The sequence below is a fragment of the Rhodococcus artemisiae genome (assembly GCF_036327795.1).
In the GTDB taxonomy this organism is placed as follows: Bacteria; Actinomycetota; Actinomycetes; order Mycobacteriales; family Mycobacteriaceae; genus Rhodococcus; species Rhodococcus artemisiae.
The window spans coordinates 121,192-133,213 of the sequence record NZ_JAUTXY010000016.1; the positions used below are offsets into that span (position 1 = coordinate 121,192).

Consider the following 12,022-nt stretch of genomic DNA (forward strand, 5'->3'; position numbering starts at 1 on the left):
GCTGCACCTGACACACTTGTGTGGTGCGCATCGATCTTCACTCCCATTCGGCCGCCTCCGACGGTACGGACACCCCCACCGGGTTGGTCCGGAATGCGGCGGCTGCGGGCCTCGACGTGGTGGCCCTGACGGACCATGACACCACAGCAGGTTGGGACGAGGCTGTCGGTGCTCTGCCCTCCGGCCTGCGGTTGGTCCGGGGGATGGAGATGTCGTGCACCGGTCGCGGCGAGGACGGCCATCCCGTCGCGGTGCACCTGCTGGCATATCTGTTCGATCCCACGGATCAGGTGTTCGTCGACGAACTCGAACGATTGCGCGGTGAGCGCGTGTCGCGGCTGCGCGTGATGGCCGAGCGTATGGCGGCGGACGGGCTGCCCATCGACGCGGATCATGTTCTGGAGCAGGCGGGACCGGCAGCCGGTCGCCCGCATCTGGCGCGTGCACTCGTCGAGGCCGGTGTCGTGTCGACGATCGGAGACGCTTTCACCGAGCTGTTGGCGCCGCGGGGCCGCTACTACATCGACAAGAACGACACTCCGCTGGCCGAGGCGGTGAAGATGGTGACGGCGGCCGGTGGCGTTGCGGTCGTCGCACATGCCCGGGCGAGGTCTCGCGGGCGATTACTGGCGCTCGACCAGATCGAGGAGCTTGCCGAGATCGGTCTCGGCGGTGTCGAGGCCGACCATCCCGACCACAGCGACGCGGATGCCCGGCTGATGAAGGACCTGGCGTCGAATCTGGGATTGTTCGTCACGGGTTCGTCCGACTATCACGGCGACAACAAATCGATCGGGCTCGGCCGGTTCACGACCGGCCGCGACGCGTTCGAGGACCTGCTCGATCGTGCGCACGGTGCCGAGGTGGTCGAGGGATGAGGTCGCGGGGCCCGCGTCGCGACGACGCACATCAGAATGAAATCTACCGGGACAGTATCTATTACGACGATGAGTACTACGCGGATGAGTACTACTCGGGGGAGTATCACGGCGATGGTGTGCGCTACGGAACTCCCCTCGGGCGGGCGGGCATCGTGGTGAGGGCGGCGCGCGTCGTCTCGGGAATCGTGACCGGCGCTGTCCTGGTTCTCATGGTCCTTGTGTGCGGTGCCCACTACCTCGGGGGTGATGGCAGTTTTCCCGGTCCGGGGACCGCGTCGGTGGTGGCGCATGTCGTGGCGGCGGTCGTCGCGTTGGTGGCGCAGGTGATCGCGGACCGTCGGAGAGGGCCGATTTCCGTCCTTGCCGCAATTGTGGTGGTTTTCACTGCATCGATTCTGTTGGTCACCCAGTGGTGGGGTTGAGGGTGCGAAATCTTCGCGCTACTCGTCGGTAGCTCGGGCGTAACCCCAGGAACCGCTGAGGAATCACCGAAAAACCGGCTGTCGGAGTTGCAAACTCACAGGTAGGGAGTGCAAATCGGTGAGAACCTTCGCAACCAACACCGATTTGATGTTTGGTCTGTGAAGGTGGCAAACTTCTGTGTGGTTCGAGGTGGTGCTACCGCCCCGCTTCGGGCAGAAGATGGCAGGTCCTGCTGAAGGGCCGCCGCCAGGGCCACCCTCCTCGGCGCCATCACGCTCCGGAAGTCGTACAGCGTTGTACAGCGGCAATCGTGATCGCGCCCGGAAGCTTCACCGAACCCGTCCTTGGCGAAGCTGCTGCAACTACATAGACGGTCGATGCACGCTGGTGCATACCAATGATGTTCTGTTGCAGTTACTTCGCAGTAACCGGGACCCGACTGGTCTCGGAACACGCAGGAGTGTCATCGTGTCAATTGTGTCCGACGCAAAAACCCCTCAGAAGCTCGCGTTGACGGACGACGAGATCTTCGGCAGCCACGTCGACGGCAAGCTCTCCGTCGAGCTCACCTCGCCGCTGGACACCCAGCGCGACCTGTCCATCGCGTACACCCCGGGCGTTGCCCAGGTCAGCCGCGCGATCGCGGCCGACGCGACGCTCGCCGAGCGGTACACCTGGACCAACCGTCTCGTGGTTGTCGTCTCCGACGGCACCGCCGTGCTCGGCCTCGGCGACATCGGCCCGCGTGCCTCCCTCCCGGTGATGGAGGGCAAGGCCGCACTGTTCAAGAAGTTCGCCGGGCTCAACTCCATCCCGCTCGTCCTCGACACCAAGGACCCCGACGAAATCGTCGAGACCATCGTCCGGTTGCGTCCGAGCTTCGGCGCAGTCAACCTCGAGGACATCTCCGCTCCGCGTTGCTTCGAGATCGAGAAGCGCCTGATCGAGGCGCTCGATTGCCCGGTCATGCACGACGACCAACACGGCACGGCCATCGTCCTCCTCGCCGCGCTCAAGGGCGCCGTGAAGGTGCAGGGCCGCGACATCACGAAGCTGCGGGTCGTCATCTCCGGCGCCGGCGCAGCTGGTGTGGCGTGCGCGAACATCCTGCTCGCCGCAGGAATCGAGGACGTCACGGTGCTCGATTCGAAGGGCATCATCTCGCACGAGCGCACCGACCTGTCGGGCGTGAAGACCGATCTGGCCGATCGCACCAACCCGGCCGGTCGCCACGGCGGAATCGTCGAGGCGCTCGACGGTGCCGACGTGTTCGTCGGTGTGTCTGCGGGCACCGTGCCCGAGGAGATCGTCGCGACCATGGCCGACGACGCGATCGTGTTCGCGCTGTCGAACCCGGATCCGGAGATCCACCCCGACGTCGCCTCCAAGCACGTGGCGATCGTCGCGACGGGACGCAGCGACTTCCCGAACCAGATCAACAACGTGCTCGCCTTCCCCGGTGTGTTCAAGGGGGCGCTCGACGCCGGCGCCCGCCGCATCACCGAGGGCATGAAACTCGCCGCCGCCGAGGCCATCCTCTCGGTCGTCGGTGATGAGTTGGCTGTGGACAAGATCGTTCCGAGCCCGCTCGATCCGCGTGTCGCGCCCGCTGTTGCAGAGGCCGTTGCGGCCGCTGCAAGGGCAGAAGGTGTCGCCGACTGATGTGATCGCACCGTGCGCCCCGGCTCGAACCCGCACCAAGGTTCGGACCGGGGCGTCCGGCGTTCGTACACCGGGCGCCCGGCCTCTGCGGATGATGCGCGACAATGACCGCCGTGGGAATCCAGTGGATGCGAAACCGGTTGTCGATCGTGACGGTCGCGGCCGTGTTGCCGCTCTCGGCCGGATGCGCATCGTCGGTACTCGACCCGGCGGAAGTGACCGGTCCCGTGGTGGTCGGGGCACGGGACGGCGCCGACGGGGCGCTGCTTGCGCACCTCTACGCCGGGGTGCTGCGCACAACCGGTATCGACGTACAGGTACGTGACGGTCTCGGCGACCGCGCGGCCGCCCTCAGATCGCTCGACACCGCAGACGTGACGGTGGTTCCCGACTACAGCGGGCTGCTGCTGCAGCACTACGACCCCGGAGTCATCTCCGGTGATGGCACTTCCGGGGATGCCGAGGACGTCTTCGACGCACTGGCGCGTGCGCTCCCCGACGAACTGACGATCGCGGACTATGCGTCCGCCCAGAATCGCGCCGTGCTCGCCGCAGGCACCGAACTCGCCTCACAGCAGGACGTCGCCGGCCTCGCCGGCCGCTGCACAGATCTGACGTTCGTCGTCACCCCGGAGTTCGAGGCCGTGGGCGGCCTCGAGGCGCTCACCGACAACGGGTGCGAGCCGCTGTCGGTGGAACGCGCAGACCCTACCGAGGCCTTCGCCGCTGCATCCGGCGAGACCGTCGCGGGACTGACCACCCTCGCGCCGGTGTTCGCGGAGGAGGGCAGCGGAAGCGATGTGGTCACCGTGCCCGACGTCCCGGATCGCGCACCGATGGAGGAGGCCTCCGCCGACGCGGAGACGCCGGTGTTCGTCGCGCAGAACGTCGTCCCGGTCTTCCGTAAGGACGTATTCGGCGAGCCCCAGCTCGATGCGCTCCGCACTGTTGCCGGCGAACTCACCACGGCGGATCTGGCCGAGATGCTTGCCCGCATCGACGACGGCGACGACATCGCCGCAGTCGCCGACACCTGGCTCGCCGAGCACGTCTGACTGCGCCGGCCGATCAGGGCAGTGACGGCGCTGCCATGTGTGAACGCAGGAACTCCCCGAACTCGACCACGGCATCCGCAGCCTCCTTCACGAGAGACGCCTGCAGGCCCGCGACATGCCACAGCGCCGGTTGCTCCACCAACGTCAGATCCACACCGGCTGCGCGCAGCGTGTGCGCGAACTCGATGATCTGCGGATAGAGCACCTCGGTGGTGCCGACCTGGATCAGCGTCGGCGGGAGGCCCGTCGGGTCCGCGTGCATGGGTGCGTAGCCCGGGTCGGTGGGGTTTCCGTCGCCGAGATACGCCTCGGCAGAGGCGTACGCCCATCGGGTGTTGACGACGACATCCCGGTCGATGGTTGCCGCACGTGAACCCGGATCCACCCACGGCGAGAACAGGCCCAGGGCCGCCGGCGTGACGCCGTGATCGCTGATCAGCCTGTTCGCGGTGGACACGGTGAGCCCACCCCCTGCGGAATCTCCGGCGATGGACAGGGATCCGGGCGTGAAACCCTGCCGGTCGAGGAGTTCGAGGTAGGAACCGACCGCGTCGTCCAGCGCGGCCGGATACGGATGCTCCGGCGCGAGGCGGTAGTCCACCGCATAGACCACGGCACCGCTGGCGGCGGCGAGGTGGGCGACGAGCGACCGGTGTGTGGCCGGCGACGCGCAGGTATAGGCACCTCCGTGTAGATACAGCACCGCGGTGGGACGTTCGGTGGCGCCCACCGTCACCCGTTCGGCCGGTCGGCCCGCCAGCGTCGTCGGCCGGACCACTGTGCACGACGGCAACGTCTGGATCGGCGCGGCGGCCTCGAGCAGGCGTCGTTGCACGGGAAAGGGGAGTCGCGCATTGAGCGTGAGCGCGTACAGGGGCCGGAGTGCGGCGCGGACGAGCGGCAGCGGCAGGTGGGGCATGACGGACGCTAACCCTTCGGCAGGACGCGTGCCGTCACGAACGCGACGACACGCTGGTACGACGGACCGACGAGACGCACCCATCCGTCGAGCAGTTTCGCATCGGCGCCGATCAACACGCGGCCCTTGTTCTTCCGGACGCCGCGCACGATGGTCGCGGCCGCATCCTCGGGGGTGGTGCGGGCCAGCTTACTGTCGAAGAACTGCGCGAAGCTCACCTGATCGTCGCCGTCGGGCACGGCCGCGTTGCGCGCGATCGCCGTCTTGATTCCGCCCGGGTGCACGCACGTGACCTGGACGGGATGCTTCGCGACGAGCATCTCCTGCCGCAGCGACTCGGTGAACCCACGTACCGCGAACTTGGCTGCGTTGTACGCGCTTTGGCCGGGAATGGACAGCAACCCGAACAGGGACGACACGTTGATCAGGTGCCCGTCGCCCGACGCGATGAGGTGGGGAAGAAAAGCTTTGGTGCCGTTGACAACTCCCCAGAAGTCGACATCCACGACGCGCTCGAAGTCCTTGAACTCCGTGCGCTCGAACTCCCCGTGGTAGGCGACACCCGCGTTGTTGTAGACCTGGTTGACCACGCCGAAGTGCTCGGCGACCTTGTCTGCGTAGTCCATCACCTTCTCGCGCTGTGTGACGTCGAGCGGTTCTGCCTGAACTTCGGCACCGAGATCGCGTGCGAGACGAGCGGTTTCCTCGAGCCCGACGGTGTCGACGTCGGACAGTGCCAGCCGGGCACCCTTCGCTGCAAGATCGAGCGCGAGGGCACGCCCGATACCCGAGCCGGCGCCGGTGATGACGACGACCCTGCCGGTGAATTCACTCATTGTGCTGCAACCTCTCGGGTGGTGTCGGCTTCCGCTGCTCGAGCGGGAACGGGTGCGGGAAGATCGGCGGCGGCGACGCTACGGTACGCCTCGAGATCGAATTTCTTCGTGATGTTGCGGAATTCGAAGGTGAATCCGGGCCATACCGTGGTGTTGTTGCCGTGCTTGTCGAGGTACCAGCTCGCGCAGCCACCGGTATTCCACACACTCGATCCGAGGGCATGCTGGAGAGTGCGGTTGTAGTCGTCCTGGGCGTCCTCGCGGACCTCGATGGTGCCGATGCGGTGCTGGTCGATGGTGCGGATCGCGTCGACGAGGTAGTTGAGCTGCGATTCGATCATGTAGACCATCGAGGTATGGCCGAGCCCGGTGTTGGGCCCGACGAGGAAGAACATGTTCGGGAACCCGGCGACGGTGGTGCCCTTGTATCCCTGCATGCCGCTGTCGTCGAAGACCTCGGCGAGCGAGCGCCCGTCCTTGCCGAAGATGCCGGCGAACGTGGGGGAGTCGGTGACGTGGAAGCCTGTGGCGACAACGATCGCATCCACCTTGCGGGTGGTGCCGTCCTTCGTGACGATCCCGTCGGCCGTCACCTCGCTGATGCCGGCGGTGATCAGGTCGACGTTCGGTCGCGTGAGTGTGGGGTAATAGGCGTTGGAGATGAGCATGCGCTTGCAGCCGATCTTGAAGGTCGGGGTGACCTTCCGTCGCAGCACCGGATCGGAGATCTGACGACGGATCTGGGCGCGGGCCGCAAGTTCGAGCGGCTTCATGAAGATCGGGGCCTTGGCGAGGCCGACGACCTGCGTCTCGCGCGTCAGGTACTGCATGGCGCGCGAGAGGCGCTGGAAGCCCGGTACGTAGCGGAACGCGAATCGCTCGGCCTTGGTGTATTCGCGGTCGGCACGGGGGAGGATCCACGGTGCGGTGCGCTGATAGACGTCGAGATGCGAGACCTTGCCGGCGATCGCGGGGACGATCTGAATGGAGGACGCTCCGGTGCCGATCACAGCGACGCGCTTGCCGGAGAGATCGGCGTCGTGGTTCCAACGCGCCGAGTGGAAGATCTCGCCTTCGAAGTCGTCGATTCCCTTGATCTCGGGCAGCGACGGCTCGCACAGCGCGCCGACCGCGGAGACGAGGATCTTCGCGCTGAACGCGCCCTTGGTGGTCTCGACCTCCCACCGGAAGGTCGTCGTGTTCCAGGTCGCGGAGTGCACGTCGCAGCCGAAGACAGTGCGGCGGCGGACGTCGTACTTGTCGGCGACGGAGGAGATGTATGCCTGGATCTCGGGTTGGGGGGAGAACGAGCGGGTCCAGCCGGGGTTGAGGGCGAAGGAGTACGAGTACAGGTTCGACGGCACGTCGCACGCGGCGCCGGGGTAGGTGTTGTCGCGCCAGGTGCCGCCCACCTCGTTGCCGCGTTCGAGCACGAGGAAATCCTTACCCGCACGGGTGAGTTCGATGGCGGCGCCGAGCCCGGCGAATCCGCTGCCGATGATCAGCGTGTCGACCGGGCGGGGGCTCGCGTCGGCCGCGGAATTGTCTGTAACCGTGAGACTCATGTAACTCAGCGTAGGCACTTGTTGAGCGCCGGTCAATAGTCTTGTTGACTCTAATTCAGTAAGGCGGTTGCATGGAAGGCGTGAAAGGCACCGACACCAAACGAAGAAGGCTCGGACCGGCGGAACGTCGCGCCCAATTGATCGACCTCGGAATGCGGATGCTCGCCGACCGCCCCCTGGATCAGATCTCCGTCGAGGACATCGCCGACGAAGCGGGAGTGTCGCGCGGACTGCTCTTCCACTACTTCTCGTCCAAGCACGAGTTCCACGTCGAACTCGTCCGGCACATCAGCCGCGACATGCTCGAATGCACTGCACCGGACGAGACCCTCGAGCCCTTCGACATGCTGCGCGGTACCATCGTCGCCTATGCCGACTACGTGACCGAGCGCCGCGACACCTACGTGTCGATGCTGCGTGGAACCGCGAGCGGAGACCCGGAGATGCGCGAGGTCTTCGAACAGACGCGCACCGCGATGGTCGAGCGAACACTTCGATACCTCCCGGACATCGGGATCGACGCCGGTCCCGCGGTCCGCCTCGCCGTGCGCGGGTGGGTGGCCTTCGTCGAAGACATCACCATCGCGTGGCTCCGGGAGCCGGCCATCGACCGCGACGAGTTCATCGAACTCGCGGTCGGTGCACTCCCCGCCGTCACCTACGCAGCGGTCGCACTCGGTGAAACGGCGCGAGCCGGGTCGCTCGTCCCGAAGGACGAACCGACCCGGCTCGCATGAGAACCGTCATGCTCTGATCCAGCACGAACGGGGCCTGCTTGCCGCTCGAGTGATCAGCGCTCGAACGCCTTGTCGAGGATCTCCTGCTGCTCGACCGCGTGCACCTTGCTCGAACCCGACGACGGAGCCGACATCGCGCGACGCGACACCCGCTTCACGCCGGAGAGGTGATCGGGAAGGAGCTCCGGCAGAGCCAAGCCGAGGAACGGCCAGGCGCCCTGGTTGGCCGGCTCCTCCTGCACCCAGAAGAACTCGGACGCATTCGGGTACTTGTCGAGGGTCTCGGCGATCCGGCGACGCGGCACCGGGTACAGCTGCTCGACACGGACGATCGCGATGTCGTCGCGGCCTTCCTTCTGCTTCTTCGCGAGCAACTCCCAGTAGATCTTGCCCGAGGTCAGCAGCACGCGCGTGACCTTGGACCGATCCGCCGTCCCGTTCTCGTACGGGATCTCTTCGAGGATCGAGCGGAACTTGCCTTGCGTGAAGTCCTCGACGTTGCTGACCGCAGCCTTGTTGCGCAGCATCGACTTCGGTGTGAAGACCACCAGCGGGCGGCGGATGCCGTCGAGGTGATGGCGACGCAGCAGGTGGAAGTAGCTCGCCGGGGTGGACGGCACTGCCACCGTCATCGAGCCCTCGGCGCACAGCTGCAGCCAGCGTTCGATACGACCGGAGGTGTGGTCGGGGCCCTGACCCTCGTGGCCGTGCGGCAGGAGCATGACGACGTCGGAGAGCTGACCCCACTTGGCCTCACCGGACGAGATGAACTCGTCGATGATCGACTGCGCGCCGTTGACGAAGTCGCCGAACTGTGCCTCCCACAGCACCAGCGCCTCGGGGTTGCCCACCGAGTAGCCGTACTCGAAGCCCACGCCTGCGAACTCGGTCAGCGCCGAGTCGTACACCATGAAGCGGCCACCGTTACCGGAATTCGCAGCGAGCTCCGCGAGCGGGTTGTACTCCTCGCCGGTCTTGCGGTCGATGAGCACCGAGTGGCGCTGCGTGAACGTGCCGCGCCGCGAGTCCTGTCCGGCCAGGCGCACGAGTGCACCCTGCTCGGCGAGCGACCCGAATGCGAGCAGCTCCGCGTAGGCCCAGTCGATGTGGCCCTCGCGGGACATCTCGCGACGCTTCTCGATGACCGGCTTGACACGCGGGTGCACGCTGAAGCCCTCGGGAACGTTGACGAACGCATCGCCGATGCGGTCGAGGACACCCTGGTCGACCGCCGTGGTCAGGCGCGGTGCGGGCGTCTGGTCGAGCTCGACGGACTCGGACGGTTCCGGCTGGAACTTCTCGAGCTCGCGGACCTCGTTGAACACCCGCTCCAACTGACCCTGGTAGTCGCGCAGTGCGTCTTCGGCTTCCTTGAGCGAGATGTCGCCGCGGCCGATGAGGGCCTCGGTGTAGCTCTTACGGACGCTGCGCTTGGTGTCGATCACGTCGTACATGGCCGGCTGCGTCATCGACGGGTCGTCGCCCTCGTTGTGGCCGCGACGGCGGTAGCAGATCATGTCGATCACGACGTCCTTGTGGAACGTCTCGCGGAAGTCCACGGCGAGCTGCGCAACCCACACACAGGCCTCGGGATCGTCACCGTTGACGTGGAAGATCGGCGCGCCGATCATCTTGGCGACGTCGGTGCAGTACTCGGACGAACGCGAGTGCTCCGGCGCGGTGGTGAAGCCGACCTGGTTGTTGACCACGATGTGCACGGTGCCGCCGGTGCGGTACCCGCGCAGCAGCGCGAGGTTCAGCGTCTCGGCGACCACGCCCTGGCCTGCGAACGCGGCGTCGCCGTGCAGCAGCAGCGGCAGGACCGTGAAGCCGCTCTCACCCTTGTCGAGGATGTCCTGCTTGGCGCGGACGAGGCCCTCGAGAACCGGGTTGACCGCTTCGAGGTGTGACGGGTTCGCGGTCAGCGAGACCTTGATGTCGTTCTCGCCGAACATCTGGATGTAGGTGCCTTCGGCGCCCAGGTGATATTTCACGTCGCCGGAACCGTGTGCAGCGGACGGGTTCAGGTTGCCCTCGAACTCCGTGAAGATCTTCGAGTACGGCTTGCCGACGATGTTGGCGAGCACGTTCAGACGACCACGGTGCGGCATGGCGATCGCGACCTCGTCGAGCTGATGCTCCGCGGCCTGATCGATGATGCTGTCCATCATCGGAATGACGGACTCGGCGCCCTCGAGCGAGAACCGCTTCTGGCCGACGTACTTGGTCTGCAGGAACGTCTCGAATGCCTCGGCGGCGTTGAGGCGGCTCAGGATGTACTTCTGCTGCGCGACCGTCGGCTTGACGTGGTGCGCCTCGACCCGCTCCTGCAGCCACTGCTGCTGTTCGGGCTCGAGGATGTGCGTGTACTCGATGCCGACGTGGCGGCAGTACGCGTCGCGCAGCACCGACAGCACGTCGCGCAACTTCATACGCTGCTGGCCGTGGAAACCGCCGACGTTGAACTCGCGGTCGAGATCCCACAGGGTCAGGTCGTGGGTTGTGACGTCGAGGTCGGGGTGCGAACGGAACTTGTCGCGAACGAACTGCAGCGGATCGGTGTCGGCCATCAAGTGACCGCGATTGCGGTACGCCGCGATCAGCTCGAGCACTCGGGTGTGCTTGTCGACGAGGCCTTCCGGCACGTCCTTGCGCCAGCGAACCGGCTCGTAAGGAATATGGAGCGTGTGGAAGATCTCGTCGTAGAACTCGTCGGAGATCAGGAGCTGATGGATCTGACGGAGGAACTCGCCCGACTCGGCGCCCTGAATGACGCGGTGATCGTACGTCGAGGTCAGGGTCAGCAACTTGCCGATGCCCATTTCGGCGATGCGCTCGTCGGAGGCACCCTGGAACTCGGCGGGGTACTCCATCGCGCCTGCGCCGATGATCGCACCCTGACCGTTCATCAGGCGCGGAACCGAATGCACGGTACCGATGCCACCCGGGTTGGTCAGCGAGATCGTGACGCCGGAGAAGTCCTCACCGGTGAGCTTGCCGTCGCGGGCACGACGGACGATGTCCTCGTACGCAGAGTAGAACTGCGCGAAGTTCATCGTCTCGCAGTTGCGGATCGCAGCGACGACCAGGGAACGCTGCCCGTTCTTGCCGGGCAGGTCGATGGCGAGACCGAGGTTGGTGTGCGCTGGGGTGACGAGGTTCGGCTTGCCGTCGATCTCGGCGTAGTGGTTGTTCATGTTCGGGTACGCCTGGATCGCCTGGACGATCGCGTAGCCGAGCAGGTGGGTGAACGACACCTTGCCGCCGCGCGTGCGCGCGAGGTGATTGTTGATGACGATCCGGTTGTCGAACATCAGCTTTGCGGGGACCGCGCGGACGCTCGTGGCAGTGGGGATCGACAGCGAGGCATTCATGTTCTTCGCGACAGCGCCGGCAGCTCCGCGGAGAACCTTCTTCTCCTCGGTGGCGGGCGTGGCGGAAGGTGCGGCAGCAGCCTTGGCTGCGGGCTTCGCCGCGGCGGGCTTTGCCGCGGCAGGCTTGGCAGCCGGGGCTGCAGGCGCAGCCTTCGGCGCTGATGCAGGCGCAGTCTTCGATGTTGCAGCCTTGGGTGCAGGGGTGGCCGAAGCAGTCGTGGCGGGTGCGGACTTCGCCGGTGCGGGCTTCTCGGGTGCCGTGGTGTCGGATCCGTTCACACCTCCCGCAACCGCTGCTTCCGGCGAGTAATCGGTCAGGAACTCGTGCCAGCTCGCATCCACGGACGACGGGTCGTCCTGGAAACGCTGGTACATTTCGTCAACCAACCACTGGTTCTGTCCGAACTGTGATGTAGAGCTGCTGCTCACGGCAGTTGTTCGCCTCGTTTCTTTCTTCGGTACCCGATCGGAGCGCCTGTGGTTATGAGGCTAGCCCTCGGCATGTGACGATTCGAACCGATCTTGCATGCCGGAGAGCCACCTCACAATCTCGAGTCGACGGGGTCTCCA

9 protein-coding genes are annotated in these 12,022 nt (G+C 65.9%); 5 read left to right on the forward strand and 4 right to left on the reverse strand.

Translation table 11 applies throughout. The features are described from left to right. The first annotated feature begins 23 nt into the window (after positions 1–23). The 4 genes from Q7514_RS26945 (at position 24) to Q7514_RS26960 (ending at position 4,021) form a co-directional block, all read left to right on the forward strand. Positions 24–878 carry a PHP domain-containing protein gene (locus Q7514_RS26945; RefSeq protein ID WP_330136337.1) on the forward strand — a complete coding sequence of 285 codons (855 nt, stop codon included), beginning with the start codon at positions 24–26 and terminating at the stop codon, positions 876–878. Next, entirely contained in the window at positions 875–1,303 is a 429-nt protein-coding gene (locus tag Q7514_RS26950; RefSeq protein ID WP_330136338.1) for a hypothetical protein, read from the forward strand. Before Q7514_RS26945 ends, Q7514_RS26950 begins: the two co-directional genes overlap by 4 nt. 469 nt (positions 1,304–1,772) lie before the next feature. Then, the gene (locus tag Q7514_RS26955; protein WP_330136339.1) at positions 1,773–2,966 is read left to right on the forward strand and encodes an NAD(P)-dependent malic enzyme; all 1,194 of its coding nucleotides are present in this window, start codon (positions 1,773–1,775) and stop codon (positions 2,964–2,966) included. Between the two features lie 104 nt (positions 2,967–3,070). Next, positions 3,071–4,021, forward strand: coding sequence for a glycine betaine ABC transporter substrate-binding protein (locus Q7514_RS26960; RefSeq protein WP_330136340.1), 951 nt, complete (start codon positions 3,071–3,073; stop codon positions 4,019–4,021). A 13-nt stretch (positions 4,022–4,034) separates the two neighbouring features. On the opposite strand, the gene Q7514_RS26965 is transcribed toward Q7514_RS26960, so the two are convergent. The 3 genes from Q7514_RS26965 to Q7514_RS26975 are packed head-to-tail and all read right to left on the reverse strand — an operon-like array spanning position 4,035 to position 7,341. Continuing rightward, positions 4,035–4,940: an alpha/beta hydrolase gene (locus Q7514_RS26965; protein WP_330136341.1), complete on the reverse strand. Its 906-nt coding sequence runs from the start codon at positions 4,938–4,940 to the stop codon at positions 4,035–4,037. Between the two features lie 8 nt (positions 4,941–4,948). After that, entirely contained in the window at positions 4,949–5,776 is an 828-nt protein-coding gene (locus tag Q7514_RS26970; RefSeq protein WP_330136342.1) for an SDR family NAD(P)-dependent oxidoreductase, read from the reverse strand. Beyond that, positions 5,773–7,341 (reverse strand): flavin-containing monooxygenase, encoded by a 1,569-nt coding sequence (locus tag Q7514_RS26975; protein WP_330136343.1) that lies wholly within the window; start codon positions 7,339–7,341, stop codon positions 5,773–5,775. Before Q7514_RS26975 ends, Q7514_RS26970 begins: the two co-directional genes overlap by 4 nt. A gap of 71 nt (positions 7,342–7,412) precedes the next feature. Between Q7514_RS26975 and Q7514_RS26980 the strand changes: the two genes are divergently transcribed. After that, positions 7,413–8,078 carry a TetR/AcrR family transcriptional regulator gene (locus Q7514_RS26980; RefSeq protein WP_330136344.1) on the forward strand — a complete coding sequence of 222 codons (666 nt, stop codon included), beginning with the start codon at positions 7,413–7,415 and terminating at the stop codon, positions 8,076–8,078. Between the two features lie 53 nt (positions 8,079–8,131). Here Q7514_RS26980 and Q7514_RS26985 read toward each other — a convergent pair whose 3' ends face one another. Further along, positions 8,132–11,827, reverse strand: coding sequence for a multifunctional oxoglutarate decarboxylase/oxoglutarate dehydrogenase thiamine pyrophosphate-binding subunit/dihydrolipoyllysine-residue succinyltransferase subunit (locus tag Q7514_RS26985; RefSeq protein WP_408016197.1), 3,696 nt, complete (start codon positions 11,825–11,827; stop codon positions 8,132–8,134). Positions 11,828–12,022 lie beyond the last annotated feature (195 nt).